The sequence below is a fragment of the Nocardia sp. NPDC004722 genome, from assembly GCF_053601505.1.
Map to the genome: position 1 here is coordinate 1 of NZ_JBSGBY010000088.1, position 18799 is coordinate 18799.

The window sequence follows — 18799 nt, forward strand, 5'->3', positions numbered from 1 at the left end:
CACGGCATCGTCGATGACCCGAAGACGGTGAACAACCATGTCTACATCGACGGCCAGAAGGGCTACCAGGACAACTCGCAGCGCGGCCGTGCACGCGCTCGATCAGGTGCCGCCCGCCTCGCGCCATTACGCCGAGGCCCGCATGACGGCCATTCTCATGCTGCTGACCTGCGCGCCCGCCGCGGATCTGGACGAGTCGACCTTGCAGGTGGCGGCGGCGCGGGTGCAGAATCTGCCGCCCGGGGAGGGTCGCGCGGCCCAACTGCGGATTCTGAGCCTGGGTATCGCGCTGGGCTGGGTGCAGGCCGGGAAGCGGCCGAAATCGCCCAGCGCCAAGCTGTTCGGATCGCCGTTCACCGAGCGGGATCTGCGACGCGGCATCGAGACCGGGCTGCGCGGGCTGGCCCGTTCGGCTCCCGCGCGCACGCATCGCTACGCCCTGGTCGATCTGGCCAACGCGGTGCGCGCCAAATCCTGGTTCTGAGAACCGGAGGAGCCCGTGCCGCCTGCGGTGATCTCGGGGGCAGCCTGAGAACGCGGGATCGAGCGAGGGAAGGTCGATCCCTACCGCAGTTGTGCGTGGTGCGACACGGGTTCCGGTTTGGTGGACCGGGGGAGGTTCCTAGGTCCGGGTCTCACAATGCCAATCGCATCGTGATGTTTTCATGAAGGCCGTACTCGAAGGCGGTTCAGCCGACCAGCTCTGCCGAGGCCCGGGCGATGGCCAACTCCTCGTTGGTGGGCACGACCAGCACATCGATCGCGGAGTCGTCGGTCGAGATGCGGCGGGCCGAACGGTCTTTCGCGGTATTGCGCGCCGCGTCGATCTTGATGCCGTAGTTCTCGAGACCGGCCAGCGCGGCCGCGCGGACCTTGGCGTCGTTCTCGCCGACACCGGCGGTGAAGGTGATGGCGTCCACCTTGCCCAGGTCGATCAGGTACGCGCCGATGTAGCGGCGCAGCCGGTGGATGTAGACGTCGAATGCCAAAGTCGCGGTGGGATGGCCGGTTTCGATGAGCTGACCCAGCTCCCGGAAGTCGTTCACCCCGGAGATGCCCTTGATGCCGGAATGCCGGTTGAGCAGGGCGTCCACGTCGTCCACCCCCATGCCCGCGGTGCGGATCAGGTGGAAGATGATGCCCGGGTCCAGATCCCCGGACCGGGTGCCCATGACCAGGCCCTCGAGCGGAGTCAGGCCCATGGTGGTGTCCACGGCCTTGCCCGCGCGCACGGCCGAAGCCGACGCGCCGTTGCCCAGGTGCAGCACGATCTGGTTCAGCTCGGAACGGTCCTTGCCGAGGAACGCGGCGGCCTGCGCGGACACGTAGTCGTGCGAGGTGCCGTGGAAGCCGTACTTGCGAATGCCGTGCGCGGCAGCGGTTTCCGCGTCGATGGCGTAGGTCTTGGCGGCGTCGGGCAGCTCGTGGAAGAAGGCGGTGTCGAACACCGCGACCTGCGGCACGTCCGGCAGCAGCGCCCGCGCGGACTCGATGCCGATGACGTTCGGTGGATTGTGCAGCGGGGCCAGCGAAGACAGGTCGATGATCGCCTTGACCACGTCGTCGTCGATCAGCGTGGGCCGGTAGAAGACCTCGCCGCCGTGCACCACCCGGTGCCCGACCGCGCCCAGATCGGCGTGCGCCAGATCCTGGCCCGACGCGCTGAACAGATCGAACACCACGTGCAGGCCCGCCGCGTGATCGGCCAGCGGCCCCCGGTACTCGAAAGTCTCACCGCCGCACTTGTGTTCGACGGTCACGACGTCGCTCTCGACATCCTCACCGATGCGCTGCACCACGCCGGAGGCGACCACGTCGGCCGACTCGGGTTCCAGCAGCTGGTATTTGATGGACGAGGAACCGGAGTTGATCACCAGTACCTTCATTGCGCCTCCTGTTGGGCTTGAATGGCGGTGATGGCAACGGTGTTCACGATGTCCGCGACGAGCGCGCCGCGCGAGAGGTCGTTGACCGGCTTGCGCAGACCCTGCAGCACGGGCCCGATGGCCACGGCTCCGGCGCTGCGCTGCACCGCTTTGTAGGTGTTGTTCCCGGTATTGAGGTCCGGGAAGATGAAGACCGTCGCCTGACCGGCCACCTCGGAATTGGGCAGCTTGGTCTTGGCGACCGCCGGTTCGATGGCGGCGTCGTACTGAATCGGGCCCTCCACCAACAACTCCGGCGCACGCTCGTGCACCAGGTGGGTGGCGGCGCGGACCTTGTCCACATCCGCGCCGGAGCCGGATTCACCGGTCGAGTACGAAAGCATGGCGACCCGCGGATCGATGCCGAACTGGGCGGCGGTGCGGGCGGAGGAGACGGCGATATCGGCCAGCTGCTCCTGGGTCGGATCCGGCACCACGGCGCAATCGCCGTACACCAGTACGCGATCCGCGAGGCACATGAGGAAGACGCTGGACACCGTGGACACGCCCGGCGTGGTCTTGATGATCTCGAACGAGGGCCGGATGGTGTGCGCGGTGGTGTGCGCGGCGCCCGACACCATGCCGTCGGCGACGCCCATGTGCACCATCATGGTGCCGAAATACGAGATGTCGCTGATGAATTCGCGGGCCCGGTCCACCGTCATGCCCTTGTGGGCGCGCAGGCGGGCGTACTCCTCGGCGAATTCGTCGCGCAGCGCGCAGGTCTTGGGGTCGAGCACCTCGGCGGCGTCGATGTCCACACCCAGCTCGGCGGCGCGACCGCGGATGGCGGCCTCGTCACCGAGAATGGTCAGGTCGGCGATCTTGCGCTGCAACACCCGGCCGGCGGCGCGCAGGATGCGGTCGTCGTCGCCCTCGGGCAGCACGATGCGCTTGCGGTCGTTGCGGGCGCGCTCGATGAGCTGGTACTCGAACATCTGCGGGGTGACGATGTTCGGGATGGGAACCTCGATCTGCCGCAGCAGTTCTCGCGGATCGACCCGCTCCTCCATCACCGCCAGCGCGGTGTCGACCTTGCGGATGCTGGAGAGCGAGACGCGGCCGCGGGTGAGCGCGGTCGCCTTGGCCGTCTCGAAGGTGCCCAGATCGGTGGACAGGATCGGCAGCTTGGGCTTGAGGCCCGCCATCAGCCGGGCGATGGACGGCTCCGGCAGCATGCCGCCGTTCATGATGATGCCCGCCAGCGACGGGAAGCCTTCCGCCTCATGGGCGTTCACCAGGGCCAGCAGCACGTCGGAGCGGTCGCCGGGGGTGATGACGGCGACGCCGTCGGTGAGGCGTTCGAGAATGTGTTCGGCGGTCATGCCGCCGACGATCACGTCCAGGGCCTCGCGCTGCATGAGTTCCGGGTCGCCGCTGTAGAGTTCGCCGCCGATCGCGTCGCGCAGCTCCTCCATGGTCGGGGCCTGCAACAGCGGCACCTCGGGCAGCGCCCAGGAGGGCACGGCCGCAACCTTTTTCAGGACTTCGGCGTCGGCCTCGATCTGCCCGGGCTCGCAGCGGTTGGCGATGACGGCCACCAGCTTGGCGTGCTCGGCCTTCAGCTCGCCGCGGCACAGCTCGACCAGCTGGCCCAATTCGTCTGACGTGCGGCCGATTCCGCGCACCACCAGCAGCACGGGCGCGCCCAGGTTGACCGCGATGCGGGCGTTGTAGCGCAATTCGGAGGGGCTGGCGACATCGGTGTAGTCGGAGCCGACGATGAGCACGGCGTCGCACTGCTTCGCGACGGCGTGATAGCGCATCACGATCTCGCTGATCGCGGCGTCCGGATCCTCGTGCACCTGTTCGTAGGTGACGCCGATCGCCTGGTCGTAGTCGACGTCGGAGGTGGAGTGTTCGAGGAGGAGTTCGAGGATGTAGTCGCGTCCGTTGGCGGACCGGGTGATCGGCCGGAACACGCCGACTCGGGGAGTGGTCGCGGCGAGTGCCTGGAGGACCCCGAGCGCCACCGTCGACTTGCCGGTGTCGCCCTCGGGGGACGCGATGTACACACTGGAAACCGGTGTGGCAGACATGAGCGAAAGCCTACCGAGCGTTATTGGCCGATTTCCGCGTCCGGCAGGCAACACGTCAAGCGCGTTTGGTTATGCATATTTGCTATTGATCAGTCAAGACCCGTTCTACCGGCCGTTTCCCGTCGGGCCCGAAACTCATCCCTGGCGCGCGAGACTGCAATCACATGACATATGTCCCGCTCGGAGGGCGGTTTCGGACCGATCGGCGGCACACGGGCAAGGGATTCCGCAAGGGTTGTCCGTCCCCGTGTGCCACCCGTCCGGGTGTGATCCGGGACGCCTCAGAGGGCCCGCAGGCGCGGGGCCAGGTCGCGCTGGAACAGGTCCAGGAAGCGGCGCTGATCATGGCCCGGGGCGTGGAAGACCAGGTGGTTGAGGCCCGCGTCCAGGTACGGCTTGATCTGCTCGACGGCCTGGTCCGGATCGCTGGCCACGATCCAGCGCTTGGCGATCTGCTCGATCGGCAGCGCGTCCGCGGCGGCCTCCATCTCGATCGGGTCGGTGATGGAGTGCTTCTGCTCGGCGGTCAGCGACAGCGGGGCCCAGAAGCGCGTGTTCTCCAGCGCCAGAACAGGATCGGTGTCGTAGGAGATCTTGATCTCGATCATCCGGTCGATATCGTCGACCGTGCGGCCGACCTTCGCCGCGCCCTCGGCGACGGCGGGCATCAGCTTCTCGGTGTAGAGGTCCATGCCCTTGCCCGAGGTGCAGATGAAACCGTCACCCGCGCGACCGGCGTAGCGGGCCACCAGCGGGCCACCGGCCGCGATGTACACCGGGATGCCGCCCTTGGGCACGTCGTAGATGGAAGCGCCGACGGTCTTGTAGTACTGGCCTTCCCAGTCCACGCGCTCACCGGTCCACAGGGCCCGCATGAGATCCACGGATTCGCGCAGGCGCGCGAAACGCTCCTTGAACTCCGGCCATTCGCCGATGTAGCCGGTGGCGATCTCGTTGAGCGCCTCGCCCGAGCCCACGCCCAGCATGATCCGGTCCGGGTACAGGCAGCCCATGGTCGCGAAGGCCTGCGCGACGACCGCCGGGTTGTAGCGGAAGGTCGGGGTCAGCACCGAGGTGCCGAGCTGGATACGGCTGGTGCGCTCACCCACCGCGGTCATCCAGGCCAGCGAGAACGGGGCGTGGCCGCCATTGTGCCGCCAGGGCTGGAAATGATCGGAGACGGTGGCGGAGTCGAGGCCGTGCTCCTCCGCCGCCACCGCGAGTTCCACCAGTTCGCGCGGGCCGAACTGTTCCGCGGACGCCTTGTAACCGAGCTTGAGGTCTTTCACCTGGGCACTCCTGTCGCCTTGCTGCGCTTGGGTTGTGCGGGCCAACCTCCCGCCGCCGCCCGCGACACCGCATCGCTCGAGAAAACAGCACGGCGTCGCAAACGGACTTACCTCGCACCATAGGTCCAGTGCCGGGAGGCGGTGCGGCAGGGGTCACACCCAAGTCCTCGAACCCCGGGTCGGGGGACGGTATTCCGGGGATGAGACCGGTCGGACGGTCAATCAGAGCAGGAATATATGAGCGTTCGGTCCGGGGATAGCGGAGAATATGCGCGTGACCAACTCGAGCGCAGAACCGATCCTCTCCTACTTGACCGACATGGACGGCGTCCTGGTTCACGAGAATCACATGGTGCCCGGAGCCGACAAGTTCCTCGCCGAACTGCGCGACAACGACATTCCGTTCCTGGTGCTCACCAACAACTCGATCTACACCGCGCGCGACCTGCAGGCCCGGCTCAAGCACACCGGCCTCGAGATCCCCGTCGAATCCATCTGGACCTCGGCGCTGGCGACCGCCACCTTCCTCAACGATCAGCGTCCGGGCGGCACCGCCTACGTGGTCGGCGAATCCGGCCTCACCACCGCGCTGCACGAAATCGGTTACATCCTCACCGATTCCGATCCGGACTACGTGGTGCTGGGCGAAACCCGCACCTACTCCTTCGAAGCCATCACCACCGCCATCCGGCTGGTCGCGGCGGGCGCGCGCTTCATCGCGACCAACCCGGACGCCACCGGACCCTCGCGCGAGGGCATCCTCCCGGCCACCGGCTCGGTCGCGGCCCTCATCACCCAGGCCACCGGCCGCAAGCCCTACTACGTCGGCAAGCCCAACCCGCTGATGATGCGGTCGGCGCTGCGCCGCATCGGGGCGCACTCGCTCTCGACCGTCATGATCGGCGACCGGATGGACACCGATGTCATCGCGGGCCTCGAGGCGGGCATGCGCACCATCCTGGTCACCACCGGCATCTCCACCCCGGCCCTGGTCGAGCAGTTCCCGTACCGCCCGACCACCATCCTGCCGTCGGTCGCCGCCCTGGTCGGCAAGACCAAGGACCCGTTCGCGGCCTAGTCGGTCCGGTCGCCCTCGAGCGCGTCGAGGGCGGCCGACAGGGTCGTCAGCGCGTCCACGATGCGCGCCAGTTCCTCCCGGCCCAGCTGCGCGACAAGCCGTTTCGAGAAGGCTTTGTGCTGCGGGTCGATGCGCCGGACCGCCTCGTGCCCGGCCTCGGTGATCGCGACCAGCTTGGCCCGGCGATGCGCCGGATTCGGGCGGTACTCGGCGAAACCCTTGTCCACCAGCAGATCCGCGACCCGTTGCACGCTCTGCCGGGTGATGCCCATCTCGCGTGCGATGCCCGCCACCGGCAGCGGCTCGTGCAACACCGCGCCCAGCACCTGCCACCACGCCACGGTGATCCCCGACGGTTTGGCCAATTCCTCGGCGATGGTGAGGAATTGGCCGTTCAGCTTGAACGAGGTGACCGCCGCGGTAGCGAAGAGCTGCTGGTCGGTGCGAGTCATCGCGCGGCTGCCGCGCGCTGCTGTTCGTACTCGAACAGCTCGTAAAAGCCTGCCGGATCATTGTTTCCGTACAGCTTGTACCAGGCTTCGAGCACGTGCGGCTCGTAGATGCCGAGCCGGGCGAAGATCTCGCGGGCGAGGTCGACGGGGCGGGTACCGGTCGCGGTGATCAAATCACCGTCGGTGACGGCCGTCGCCGATCCCACGTAGTGCTCGCCGCCCGAATATCCGGAGTAGGAAAGGTATCCGGGGTCATTGCTGGTGTGCGGCCGACCATCGAGCAGCCCCTCCTTCGCCAGCCCGAAAGTCGCACCACAGATGGCCGCGACCGGAACCCCGGCGTCCAGGAACTCCCGCGCCTTGCCCGCGAAGGTCGTGATCGGGCTGGCCGGATCGAATTCGGTCGCCAGTCCCGGCAGGATCAGCATCGCGCTGTCGGCGGGCTTCAGATCTTCGAGCGCGAGGTCGGGCAGAACCCGCATGCCGCCCATCGACGTGACCGGATCGGCGCTGATCCCAACGGTTTTCACCTGCCAGGTGCCGGGTTCGCGCTGCCAGAGTTCGCGGTTGATGTGCGCGGTCGCATGCCCGACCTCCCAGTCGGAGAAGGTGTCGTACACGGCCATGTGAACTGTTTTCATCATGACAGTATGCTGTCATATTTGACAGCATACTGTCAATGTTTTCCCCGTCCTCATGCTGCCGCGGTCTGGCGCACCGCATCGGCGACCGCGCGGAAGTCCTTGCCCAGGATGTGGTCATGGTTGCTCGGAACCTTCGCGCTGACCTCGATGAACGGATTGCGTTCGCAGACTCCGGCGATCGAGGTGCGAATCCGCTCCTGCTCGTCGCCCTTGCTGCCAAAAGAGGAACCCGACGCGACCACGTACCGGGTCGGCACGGTGATGTTGTCGAGCACCGGACCCAGCGCCGCCGCGCGGGAGATCTTGCCCAGCTCGATATTGCTTTCCGCCTGCTGCGCGGCCGACAGCTTCGGAGTCAGACCGGTCGGGCGCAACAGCACGGTCACCGGGGCCAGCCGCTTGAACAGCTTGCGGATGCGGATCTCCATGGCGTCGTCGAACCAGTCGTAGGGCTGCGCGCCGTCGACCAGGATCGCGCCCAGCGCCCGCTCCGGATTGCGGCTCGCCCAGTGCGCGGCGACGAAAGCGCCGTAGGACCAGCCGATCACGAGGGCCTTCTCGACACCGCGGGCGGCGAGGACCGCATCGACATCGCGGACGCACGCCTCGAAGGAGTAGTCGGCCGATTTCAGCGACTTCTTGCCGCGCGCCCGCTCGTCGAAGGTGATGTGGCGGAAGCCGTCACCGAGTTCGGCGATGACCTTGGCCCAGTAGCCCTGGGTGGCGAACTGGCCGTTGAGGTAGATCACCGGGATGCCGTCGCCGCCGGTGTCGGTGCAGAACAGCGCGGTGTCGTCGACCGGAATCATGCCGGTCCAGAGGGTGGTGGAGGAAGCGGAGGAGCTGTTGTTCTTCGTCATGAGAACAACTTTCGACGTCAGGCCTGATATCCGGCTGACACCGGCCTGACGTCGCTAGCCGGATCAGCTCAGCGCATGGTCCAGGTCGCCCAGCAGGTCCTCGACATCCTCGAGACCGATGGAGATGCGGACGACACCGTCCGTGATGCCCACGGCCGCACGGCCTTCCGGGCCCATGGCACGGTGGGTCGTGGTGGCCGGGTGAGTGATCAGGGTCTTCGCGTCACCGAGGTTGTTGGAGATGTCGATGATGCGCAGCCGGTTCAACACCTCGAAAGCGCGCTTCTTGGCCTCGTTCTCCGGGGCCTTCAGCTCGAAGGTGATGACCGTGCCGCCGCCGGACATCTGCCGCTTGGCCAGCTCGTACTGCGGATGCGAGGACAGGAAGGGGTATTTCACCCACGCCACGGCCGGGTGGTTCTCCAGGAACTGCGCGATCTTCAGCGCCGAATCCACCGACTGACGCAAGCGCAGCGGCATGGTCTCGAGGCCCTTGAGCAGCGTCCAGGCGTTGAACGGGCTCAGCGCCGGACCGGTGTGGCGCATGAGGTTCTTCACCGGACCGTCGATGTAATCCTGCGGTCCCAGGATCGCGCCGCCGAGCACCCGGCCCTGGCCGTCGATGTGCTTGGTGCCCGAGTAGACGGTGATGTCCGCGCCCAGGTCGAAACCGCGCTGCAACAGCGGGGTGGCGAAGACGTTGTCCAGCACCACCTTCGCGCCCGCCGCGTGCGCGAGATCGGAGACCGCGCGCACATCGGTGAGGGTCTGCATCGGGTTCGACGGGGTCTCGAAGAACACCGCGGTGGTCGGCACCGACAGCGCCTGCTCCCACTGGTCCAGATCCTCGCCGTCGACGAAGACCGTCTCCACGCCCCAGCGCGGCAGGATCTCGTTGGCCACCACGAAGCAGGAACCGAACAGGCTGCGCGCCGCCACGAGACGGTCACCGGCGGCCACCAGCGCGCCCAGCGCGGTGAACACCGCGGACATGCCCGACGCGGTCGCGAAACACGCTTCCGCGCCGTCGATCAGGCGCAACCGCTCCTCGAACATGGCGACGGTCGGGTTGCCGTAGCGGGAGTAGACGAAGTGCTCGATATCGCCGGTGAAAGACGCTTCAGCCGCCTCCGCACTCTCATAGACGAAACCCGAATTGAGGAACAGCGCCTCGGAGGTCTCGTCGAAGCCGGACCGCCGGGTGCCGCCGCGCACGGCCTGCGTGGCCGGGCCGACGCCCTCGGGGAGCGGCTTGTCGAAAGAACCGCCGGTGATCATGACTGCCTCCACGGAAGTCCGTCGGCGCGCCAGCCAGTGCTGCCGCGATGACCCTGAGCGTCGAGCGCACCCTCGAACCCGTCGACCACATTGAAGGACGGGGAGATGCCCACGGTGGTGGCCGCGGTGGCCGCGCCGATCGAGCGCTGGCCGGAGCGGCAGATGAACAGCACCGGCGCGTCCGAATCGTCCGGGCGCGCGGCGAGCGCCTGCCGCAACTGGTCCACGAACCGCGCATTGGGCGCGCCGGTGGCGTCCACCCATTCGATCAGCGCGGTCGGCCGGCCGATGCCATTGGTGTCGGGCACCCCGACGAAACGCCATTCCGCCTCGGTGCGGACATCCACCAGCACCGCATCCGGATTGTCGCGCAACAACTCCCACGCCTGCTTCGGCGTGATGTCACCCGCGTAGTTCACCTGTACCTCCTGTGAATCCGCACTTGCCGCACCGCGTTCGGTGCGAGGCCAGGTCGTCACCCGGAGCACCCCACCGCGGAGGAGGGTTGCCGACCAGCCAGCCGGGGCTTGGCGCTGATACTCATGACCTGGGATGAGAGTGCCGAAAAACCGGCACCCGTGTCAAACGGTTCGCCGGACTTCGGACCTTGTCACGAACTGCAGACCAACCAGCGGGAATTCTCTTTGGTGAAGTGCCAGGTCGACGTGGTCTGCGCGCCACCGGCGCTGAAAGTGACCTGGGCGGTGGCCTTGTCGCCGTCGATCACCGGGTCCTTCAAGGCGTCGAAGCTGATCGGGCCGCCGGTCTCCACGGCGATCCTGAGCGGCGAGTTGCTCTCGTCGAATCCCTTGCAGGCCAAGCTCGGTTCGTACTTGCCGTTGTCGCTGCGGTACTTGATGAAGTTGCCCGCGGGTGCCGAGAGCCGATCGGTATCTGTGACATTCTTCTCAACCGGCGAAACCAGCGTGGCGATCACGATGCCCAGGATCACGAACGCGATGAGACCGGCCGCGACCAGGAACGGCCACATGCTTCGCGTCTCGTTCTGATCGAACTGGACCGTCTCCTCGACTGTCTCCTCGGCGTCGCTCATGGGTAGATCATGCCTGGTCGGTGCGCGGGACCCGGAAGGCCATCGCATAGAATCAGCAGAATTTCCGCCCCAGGCGCGGGAATAGCAGGACAACGCAGCAACGCTGCAGCGTCGGGGGCCGACGATGGTCACCGAAGCCAGGGCGTCAACTTAGCCTAAGCTAAGACCGACGGCTAAGTTTTGACGGCAAGTTAGTTTCGACCCAAAGGGTGCGCGGAAAAATGACCGAACAGAGTGCAGCGACCCGCCCGCTACGCATTGCGATCGTGGGCGCAGGACCGGCCGGCATCTATGCCGCCGATGCCTTGATGAAGTCCGACGCACCCGCCGGGTTCGACGGGGTCAGCATCGACCTCTACGAGCGCATGCCCGCGCCCTTCGGCCTGATCCGCTACGGCGTCGCCCCCGACCACCCGCGCATCAAGGGCATCATCACCGCGCTGCACAAGGTCCTCGACAAGGACCAGGTCCGCCTGCTCGGCAATATCGACTACGGCGTCGACATCACCCTCGAGGATCTGCGTCAGTTCTACGACGCGGTCATCTTCTCCACCGGCGCCAATGCCGACCGCGCACTGGAGGTTCCGGGCATCGACCTGGACGGCTCCTACGGCGCCGCGGACTTCGTGTCCTGGTACGACGGGCATCCGGACGTGCCGCGCACCTGGCCGCTGGACGCGCAGAAGGTCGCCGTGCTCGGCGTCGGCAATGTCGCCCTCGACGTGGCCCGCGTGCTGGCCAAGACCGGTGACGAGCTGCTGCCGACCGAGATTCCGCCGAACGTCTACGAGGGGCTGCTGGCCAACCAGGCGCTCGAGGTCCACGTCTTCGGCCGCCGCGGACCCGCGCAGGCCAAGTTCACCCCGCTCGAGCTGCGCGAACTGGACCACTCGCCGACCATCGAGGTCATCGTCGACCCCGAGGACATCGACTACGACGAGGGCTCCGAGGCCGCGCGCCGGCACTCCAAGCAGGTCGACATGATCTGCAACACGTTGGAGCAGTGGGCCATTCGCGATGTCGGCAACCGCCCGCACAAGCTGTTCCTGCACTTCTTCGAGAACCCCTCGGAGATCCTCGGCGAGGACGGCAAGGTCGTGGGCCTGCGCACCGAGCGCACCCAGCTCGACGGCACCGGAAACTGCAAGGGCACCGGCGAATTCAAGGACTGGGACATCCAGGCCGTGTACCGCGCGGTCGGCTACCTGTCGCAGAACATCCCGGCCCTGCCCTTCGACGACCAGGCGGGCACCGTCCCCAACGAGGCCGGTCGCGTGCTGGTGAACGAGGACGCCGACGGCGCGGACCGCTACGAGCCCGCAACCTATGTGACCGGCTGGATCAAGCGCGGCCCGGTCGGCCTCATCGGCCACACCAAGGGCGACGCCAACGAGACCATCGCCTGCCTGCTCGACGACGCCGCGAACTTCGTCCCGGCCCCGCGCCCCGAGCGCGACGCCGTCACCGAGTTCCTCGAGGCCAAGGGCATCCCGTTCACCACCTGGGCCGGCTGGTACCGCCTCGACGCGCACGAGCGCGCCCTGGGCGAGCCGCAGGGCCGCGAACGCGTCAAGGTCGTCGAGCGCGACGAGATGCTCGCCGCGTCCGAGCCCGACAAGGTTTCCTGACCCGTCAGGATTCTCGGATCAGCGCTGGACAGGATGTCCTGACCAGCGCGAATCCGCTTGCCGGACAAGGTTGTCCACACATGTCACCGTTCTGAGGCATGCTGATCAAGTGTTCGATGCCCATCTCCACATCTTCGATCCGCGGTTCCCGCTGGTCGAGAACGAGGGCTACCTGCCCGACCCGTACACCATCGCCGACTATCGCAAGCGCATGTCCCGCTTCGATATCGACGGTGGTGCCGTGGTCAGCGGGTCCTTCCAGGGCACCGATCAGAGCTATCTCCTCGAGGCCCTGGACGCGCTCGGCGAGGGCTGGGTGGGCGTCACCATGCTCCCGGTCGACGCCCCCGATCAGCAGATCATCGATCTGAACCGGGCCGGGGTGCGGGCCATCCGGTTCAACCTCAAGCGCGCGGGCGGCGACATCGTCGGGCTCACCATGCTGGCCTTGCGGGCCTACGAACTGGCCGGGTGGCACGTCGAGCTCTATATCGACGGATCCATGCTGGGTTCGCTGGAACCGGTCATCACCAAGCTGCCCAAGCTGTCCATCGATCACCTGGGCATGTCCGACGACTGCCTGCCGTATCTGCTCAACCTGGTCGATCGGGGTGCGAAGGTGAAGGCGTCCGGCTTCGGACGGGTGTCGATGAATGTCGGTGCGGCCCTGCGCAAGATCCACACCGTGAATCCGGACGCCCTGATGTTCGGGACCGATCTGCCGGGCACCCGCGCCGACCGGGCGTTCCGCGACACCGATATCTCGGTCATCGCCGACGCGGTGGGTTCGGACCTGCACAAGGTGCTGGAAGACAATGCCCGCGCCTTCTACGGACTGCCCGCCAAGGACCGCACCCTCGAGGACCCGGAGACGGTGCGCATGGCCGCGGGCGAGCTGCCCACCTTGCGATTGCCGCGCTCGGCGCTGCCGAAGCCGCCGCCCCCGGACACGCTCCCACTGCCGATCATCGACAACTGAGTGATCCCGCCCACCCTCCCGGCACGCATCGGCCCCGCGTTATTGTCGTAGCGTCAACACCGGTTCGCGGACCGGCGCACAGGATTCGACGATGAACCGAGGTAGGGCGTGAGCACTCCATCCACCGCCAAGCAGGGCCCGCTCGCGGGCGTCCGGGTTGTTGAACTGGCCGGCATCGGCCCCGGTCCGCACGCGGCACTGCTGCTCGCCGACCTCGGCGCGGATGTGGTGCGGGTGCAGCGCCCGGGCCAGTTCCCCGGATTCATGGAGCGCCCGCAGTGGCGTGGCCGCACCATCGTCGAGGCCAATCTGAAGGATCCCGCCGACATCGAGAAGGTGCTCGGGCTCCTCGAAAAGGCCGATGTTCTCATCGAGGGCTTCCGGCCGGGCGTCACCGAGCGCATGGGGCTGGGCCCGGAGGCCGCGCTGGAACGCAATCCGCGCCTGGTCTACGGCCGCATGACCGGCTGGGGCCAGTACGGTCCGCTGGCCGATCGCGCCGGGCACGACATCAACTACATCTCGCTGACCGGTGTGCTGAATGCCATCGGCCGCAAGGGCGAACGCCCGGTGCCGCCGCTGAACATGGTCGGCGACTTCGGCGGCGGCTCCATGTTCCTGGTCTTCGGCATTCTCGCCGCGCTGGTGGAACGCCAGAGTTCCGGGAAGGGCCAGGTCATCGACTCGGCCATGATCGATGGCGCGCTTTCCCTCTCGCACATGATCTGGGGCATGAAGGGCATGGGCCTGTGGTCGGACGAGCGCGGCACCAACCTGCTCGACACCGGCATGGCCTTCTACGACACCTATGAGACCTCCGACGGCAAGTACATGGCGGTGGGCTGCATCGAGCCGCAGTTCTACGCGGAACTGCTCGCGGGCCTGGAGATCTCGCCCGACGGGCTGCCGCATCAGCTCGACCCGGCCGGTCAGGATCAGCTGCGCAAGCTGTTCACCGAGAAGTTCAAGACCAGGACCCGCGACGAGTGGTGGGCCGTCTTCGAGAACACCGACGCCTGCACCACGCCGGTGCTGACCTTCACCGAGGCGGAGAGCAATCCGCACATCCAGGCCCGCACCGGGCTGATCGAGATCGACGGCGTCGTGCAGCACGCCCCGGCCCCGCGCTTCTCGCGGACCCCGTCCGGCACCCCCACGCCGCCCCCGAACGAGGGCACGCCGATCGAATCCGTCTGGGCCGACTGACCTTTCGCCGGACAGCCGAACGCCCCCTGTGGATCACACAGGGGGCGTTGACTTTTCCGATGCGGCTGCGGGGTCTTACGGGGCGACGAGCTGGATGTCGAGCTCGATGGCGATCTTGTCGCTCAGCATGGCGTTCGGCATGCCGGGGGCGACGTCGAACTCGCTGCGCTTGATGGTGCCCGACGCGGTGAAACCGGCGTGCTCCTTGTTGTCCTGCGGGAAGACCTGCACGCCGCCCCACTCGACCTCGAGGGTGACGGGCTTGGTGATGCCGCCGATGGTGGCCTCGCCGGTGACCTCGAACTCGGAGGTCAGGGCGACCGGCTCGGGCACGCGGAAGGTGAGGTGCGGGCGGTTGGCGACATCGAGGATGTCGGCGCTGCGGACGTGGCCGTCGCGCATCTCGTTGCCGGTGTCGAAGGAGTCGAAGTAGATGGTGGCCTCGATGGCCGCCTCGCCGGCCTCGTTCACGACGAAGCCGGTCTCGAAGCGGTTGAAACGGCCGCGGACCTTGGAGATGCCCAGGTGCTTCACGGTGAAGTTGACCGAGGAGTGGGCAGCGTCGAGGGTCCAGGCGCCGGGGGCGAGGGTGGTCTGCTCGGAAGTCGTCATGCCATGAGATTAAGTGGACTGCGGTCCGCTTAGCCAGGCCGTGGTTATCCGGGGACTGGCAGGGCTGGGATAACGGAACCAGGACCAGGCACTATGGAGAGGTGTCCCGTACCGAATTCGCCGAGTTCCTGATCGCACGCCGTGCCGCGCTCCAACCCGAGGACGTCGGGCTGCCGTCCGGTCGGCGGCGGCGCACGCCCGGACTGCGCCGCGAAGAGGTCGCCGCACTCGCCGGCGTCAGCGCAGACTACCTGGCCCGGCTCGAGCAGGGACGCGACACCAACCCCTCCACCGCCGTGCTGGCCGCCCTCGCGGATGCCTTGCGGCTCAACGAGATCGAGAAGCACCACTTCGGCAAGCTGGCGCTGGGCCTGGAACAGAAGGCCAACTGCCCCTCGGCGGGACAGGCCCGCGAGCAGGTCTCGGAAACCATTCAGGCGGTCGTCGACGCGCTGCAGCCGACACCCGCGTTCGTGCTCGGCCGCTGGCTCAACCTGCTGCACGGCAACCCCTCCTTCCGCGACTTCGCCGAGCCGCTCGGCATGTTCGAGGAGGAGGCGCACGGCAACTTCGCCGTCTACGTCTTCGCCCACCCCACCGCCCGGAAGGTCTTCCTGAACTGGGACGCGGTGGCCGATATGGCCGCCTCGGCGCTGCGCGCGGCCGCCACCCGCTTCCCCGACGACCAGTCCGTGCAGGCCGTCGTCGCCCTGCTGAGCCGCCATCCGGAATTCGAGCAACGCTGGCGCGAACACCGGCTCACCGACTTCCGGACCGTCGTGCTGAAGATTCAGCACCCGCTGCGGGGCGAGGTCGAGGTCGAGGTGGAGACCCTGGATCCGGCCGCCGATCAGACCGTCGCCATCTGGCTGGTCGACCGCCGACAGGCCCGCACACCCGGATTACGGCTGGTCAACGAATAAAAACCGCAGGTGCCGGGGCCTTCGTAAACCCTGCCCGGGCCGCGCGGGCGCACTACAGTTGACCCATGGCTCGGAATTGGCCGATGGTCGAGCGGGAGAGCGAACTCGAATCGATCAGAGCGGCGCTCACCGGCGACGATCTGGTCGGGGCGGTCCTCACCGGTGACGCGGGGGTCGGCAAGACCACCTTGGCACGGCAGGCCACCGCCGCCGTCGGGGGAAATATTCGATGGGTCGCGGGGACCGAATCCGCCCGGAGCATTCCGCTCGGCGTCTTCGCGCACATGGTGGGGGTCTACACCGCCCACGACCCGGTGACCTTCATGGCCGCGGCCCGCGAAGCGCTGCTCGCGGACGGGCACACCATCATCGGGGTCGACGACGCGCATCTGCTCGATCAACTCTCGGCCACCCTGCTGCTGCAACTCGCCATCGACCGGGCCGCCCACATCGTGTGCACCGTGCGCAGCGGGGTCCAGGTGCCCGACGCGGTGACCTCGCTGTGGAAGGACGGGCACCTGCTGCGGCTGGACCTGAAACCGTTCACGCAAAGGCAGAGCGTGGAATTGGTGGAATCCATGCTGGGCGGGCAACTCGAAGGCTTCACCGCCAATCTGATGTGGGAATCCTCCGGCGGCAACGCGCTTTTCCTGCGGCACTTGGTCGAAGGCGCGCTGGAGGCGGGGACGCTGCGGCAGGTCAACGGGGTGTGGCAGTTGCGCGGGCGCGCGGCGGTCACCTCGGAATTGGCTGCGCTGCTGGAGGATCGGGTGGAACAGCTGCCCGATTCGGTATTGCGGGTACTCGAACTGCTCACCTTCTGCGAGCCCATCGATCTGGACGTGCTCTCGGAGATCGCGAGCGAGGAAGCGGTCGAATCCGCCGAGACCCGTGGGCTCATCCGAATTGTCGAGAACAGTCATCAGCTGCTGGTGCGCTACAACCATCCGTTGTTCGGCGAGGTGATCCGGCGGCGACTGGGCATCGCGTCGGCGCGGCGGCTGCGCGGGCGGTTGTACTCGGCGTTGAAGGACCGGCCGATCAATTCCGCGTACGAGCGCATCCGGCTGGCCGAATTGGCCTTGGACAGTGACAAATCCGCGGATCTGGAGCTGTTCGAGGCGGCGGCGGCCGATGCCATCGCGCTGGCGAATCTCCCACTGGGAGAACGGTTCGCGCGGGCGGCGGTGGAACGACGCGGTGGAGTCGAGGCGGCGGATCTGCTGGCGCGGGCGCTGCTGTGGCAGGGGCATCGCATCGAGGCCGAGCGCACCCTGGCCGGATTCGATCCGGACCAGATGAACGAGGTGCAGCTGGCCAACTGGGGCTGCACCCGGGTGTCGAACCTGCTGTGGTCCATGGGCGACGCCGACCGCGCCGATGCCGTGCTGGAATCGGTGCGCAGCCGCGTCAAGCACCCGAAAATCGTTGCGACACTGGACGGTGTGGCCTCGGCGTGCGCGGTCAACGAGAACCGGATCGAAGAGGCGTTCACCCTCGCCGAACCGGTCATGTCGATGCCGGACGCGCCGCCGTGGGCGGTGTACTGGGCGGCCTTCGGCGGCGGGCTCGCCCTCGCGCTCATGGGTCGCGGTGACGCGGCTCGGCAGTACGCGGCCAGGGGCCACGCCATCGAGTCGCATATCGACGGCCTGAACCGGTTCATGTTCGCGCACGCGGAAGTTCTGGCGCTCACCTTCACCGGCGAACTGGAGACCGCACGCCGCTGCGCCAATACGCCCTACCCGTTCTCCTCGCCCGGCCAATACCTCGCCTGGGGCATGGCCAAGATCCTGCAGGGCACCGTGGATGTGGCGCAGGGCCAATTCCCGCAGGGCATCGACAATCTCGAACAGGCCCTCGCCGCGCTCAGCACCGAGGGCGCGGCGGCCTGGATGTTCCCCGCGCAACTGCGGCTGGCCGAGGCGTACGCGGCGATCGGGCGGCCCGCCGAGGCCGCGGAAGCCATTGCGGCGGCGACCTTCCGGGGCGGACGGCACAGCGCCGTCTACGGGACGCTGCTGGAGTTGGCGCGGGCCATGCAAGCAGCCGCCGAAGGCACCGTGACACCCGCCGTCCGGCTCGCCATCGGGGCCGCCGACCAGGCCGCGCGCTCGCATCAACACGCCGTCGAGGCGATGGCGCTGCACACCGCCGCTCGCTTCGGCGATCACACCGTGGCCGGACGGCTCGCGGATCTCGCCGCCCGCATCGACGGCCGCCTGGTCCAGGTGCAGGCCCGGCACGCCGTCGCAGTCGCGGCCCATGACGGGCCCGGATTGGATACCGCCGCAGCGGAATTCGAGGCGATCGGAGCGCTGCTCTCGGCAGCCGATGCGGCCGCGCAGGCCGCCTCCGCGCATGAGCGCGCCGGGGACCGGCGCCGACTGCTGGAATCCGCGGCCACCGCCAACCGGCTGGCCGCCGCCTGCGGCGGGGCCTCGACCCCGGCGCTGCGGCAGTCCGCGCAACCGCTGCCGCTCACCGCGCGGGAACGGGAGATCGCGAATCTGGTGGTGGCGGGCCTGTCGAACCGGCAGATCGCCGATCGGCTGACGGTGTCGGTGCGGACCGTGGAGGGGCATCTCTACCGGGCTTGCATCAAGCTCGACGTCACCGACCGGGAGGCGTTGGCCGATTTGATGCGCGGCGGGACATCTTCTGGCAAATCAGAGATCTGATCCGCTTGGTGGGCAGGGAAACCTTTCTACCTGCAAATTGTGCGATTTGTCTCGCCGCCCACCGTCACGGTATTCGAGTCGAAGCTCGGACTAGAGCAATCAACTCTTGATCAGTTAACATCCGGCGCAGTGTGAGCCCATTGAGGTTCAC

The 18799-nt window shown here is 67.5% G+C and carries 17 protein-coding genes and 1 riboswitch; of the genes, 7 read left to right on the top strand and 10 right to left on the bottom strand.

The features are described from left to right. Window positions 1-37: 37 nt before the first annotated feature. Window positions 38-484, top strand: a complete 447-nt coding sequence (locus ACWELQ_RS11860) for a tetratricopeptide repeat protein (protein ID WP_452397017.1) — start codon at window positions 38-40, stop codon at window positions 482-484. A gap of 205 nt (window positions 485-689) precedes the next feature. Here ACWELQ_RS11860 and ACWELQ_RS11865 read toward each other — a convergent pair whose 3' ends face one another. The 3 genes from ACWELQ_RS11865 to fgd form a co-directional block, all read right to left on the bottom strand. Then, entirely contained in the window at window positions 690-1886 is a 1197-nt protein-coding gene (locus ACWELQ_RS11865; RefSeq protein ID WP_452397018.1) for an acetate kinase, read from the bottom strand. Then, entirely contained in the window at window positions 1883-3964 is a 2082-nt protein-coding gene (pta, locus tag ACWELQ_RS11870) for a phosphate acetyltransferase (RefSeq protein WP_452397019.1), read from the bottom strand. Before pta ends, ACWELQ_RS11865 begins: the two co-directional genes overlap by 4 nt. A gap of 281 nt (window positions 3965-4245) precedes the next feature. Further along, a complete protein-coding gene (gene fgd / locus ACWELQ_RS11875) occupies window positions 4246-5253 on the bottom strand; it encodes a glucose-6-phosphate dehydrogenase (coenzyme-F420) (protein ID WP_452397020.1) in 1008 nt (335 codons plus the stop codon). Window positions 5254-5572: 319 nt separating this feature from the next. Between fgd and ACWELQ_RS11880 the strand changes: the two genes are divergently transcribed. Beyond that, on the top strand, window positions 5573-6331 hold the full coding sequence (locus tag ACWELQ_RS11880; protein ID WP_452397032.1) for an HAD-IIA family hydrolase: 759 nt from the start codon (window positions 5573-5575) through the stop codon (window positions 6329-6331). On the opposite strand, the gene ACWELQ_RS11885 is transcribed toward ACWELQ_RS11880, so the two are convergent. The 6 genes from ACWELQ_RS11885 to ACWELQ_RS11910 all read right to left on the bottom strand — a co-directional run bounded on the left by ACWELQ_RS11885 (window position 6328) and on the right by ACWELQ_RS11910 (window position 10619). Next, window positions 6328-6783, bottom strand: a complete 456-nt coding sequence (locus tag ACWELQ_RS11885; RefSeq protein ID WP_452397021.1) for a MarR family winged helix-turn-helix transcriptional regulator — start codon at window positions 6781-6783, stop codon at window positions 6328-6330. The two genes, ACWELQ_RS11880 and ACWELQ_RS11885, sit on opposite strands and share 4 nt — an antisense overlap. Further along, window positions 6780-7424 carry a DJ-1/PfpI family protein gene (locus ACWELQ_RS11890; protein ID WP_452397033.1) on the bottom strand — a complete coding sequence of 215 codons (645 nt, stop codon included), beginning with the start codon at window positions 7422-7424 and terminating at the stop codon, window positions 6780-6782. The genes ACWELQ_RS11885 and ACWELQ_RS11890 overlap by 4 nt, the downstream gene beginning before the upstream one ends. Before the next feature lie 53 nt (window positions 7425-7477). After that, window positions 7478-8287: an alpha/beta fold hydrolase gene (locus ACWELQ_RS11895; RefSeq protein WP_452397022.1), complete on the bottom strand. Its 810-nt coding sequence runs from the start codon at window positions 8285-8287 to the stop codon at window positions 7478-7480. Between the two features lie 63 nt (window positions 8288-8350). Continuing rightward, window positions 8351-9565: an O-succinylhomoserine sulfhydrylase gene (locus ACWELQ_RS11900; protein ID WP_452397023.1), complete on the bottom strand. Its 1215-nt coding sequence runs from the start codon at window positions 9563-9565 to the stop codon at window positions 8351-8353. Beyond that, window positions 9562-9984 (bottom strand): rhodanese-like domain-containing protein, encoded by a 423-nt coding sequence (locus tag ACWELQ_RS11905; RefSeq protein WP_452397024.1) that lies wholly within the window; start codon window positions 9982-9984, stop codon window positions 9562-9564. Before ACWELQ_RS11905 ends, ACWELQ_RS11900 begins: the two co-directional genes overlap by 4 nt. Window positions 9985-9998: 14 nt before the next feature. Further along, a riboswitch (SAM riboswitch) is annotated at window positions 9999-10113 on the bottom strand. Between the two features lie 62 nt (window positions 10114-10175). Next, the gene (locus ACWELQ_RS11910) at window positions 10176-10619 is read right to left on the bottom strand and encodes an Rv0361 family membrane protein (protein WP_452397025.1); all 444 of its coding nucleotides are present in this window, start codon (window positions 10617-10619) and stop codon (window positions 10176-10178) included. 221 nt (window positions 10620-10840) lie between these two features. Here ACWELQ_RS11910 and ACWELQ_RS11915 point away from each other — a divergent pair, with 221 nt between their 5' ends. The 3 genes from ACWELQ_RS11915 (at window position 10841) to ACWELQ_RS11925 (ending at window position 14432) form a co-directional block, all read left to right on the top strand. Next, entirely contained in the window at window positions 10841-12247 is a 1407-nt protein-coding gene (locus tag ACWELQ_RS11915) for an FAD-dependent oxidoreductase (RefSeq protein ID WP_452397026.1), read from the top strand. Between the two features lie 109 nt (window positions 12248-12356). Continuing rightward, window positions 12357-13226, top strand: a complete 870-nt coding sequence (locus ACWELQ_RS11920; protein ID WP_452397027.1) for an amidohydrolase family protein — start codon at window positions 12357-12359, stop codon at window positions 13224-13226. A 108-nt stretch (window positions 13227-13334) separates the two neighbouring features. Further along, window positions 13335-14432: a CaiB/BaiF CoA transferase family protein gene (locus ACWELQ_RS11925; RefSeq protein ID WP_452397028.1), complete on the top strand. Its 1098-nt coding sequence runs from the start codon at window positions 13335-13337 to the stop codon at window positions 14430-14432. A 75-nt stretch (window positions 14433-14507) separates the two neighbouring features. Here the strand turns inward: ACWELQ_RS11925 and ACWELQ_RS11930 are convergent, their stop codons facing one another. Further along, entirely contained in the window at window positions 14508-15044 is a 537-nt protein-coding gene (locus ACWELQ_RS11930) for a YceI family protein (RefSeq protein WP_452397029.1), read from the bottom strand. 101 nt (window positions 15045-15145) lie between these two features. On the opposite strand from ACWELQ_RS11930, the gene ACWELQ_RS11935 reads away from it, so the two are divergent. Next, window positions 15146-15967 (top strand): MmyB family transcriptional regulator, encoded by an 822-nt coding sequence (locus ACWELQ_RS11935; protein WP_452397030.1) that lies wholly within the window; start codon window positions 15146-15148, stop codon window positions 15965-15967. 65 nt (window positions 15968-16032) lie between these two features. Continuing rightward, on the top strand, window positions 16033-18648 hold the full coding sequence (locus ACWELQ_RS11940; protein ID WP_452397031.1) for a LuxR C-terminal-related transcriptional regulator: 2616 nt from the start codon (window positions 16033-16035) through the stop codon (window positions 18646-18648). Window positions 18649-18799: the final 151 nt, after the last annotated feature.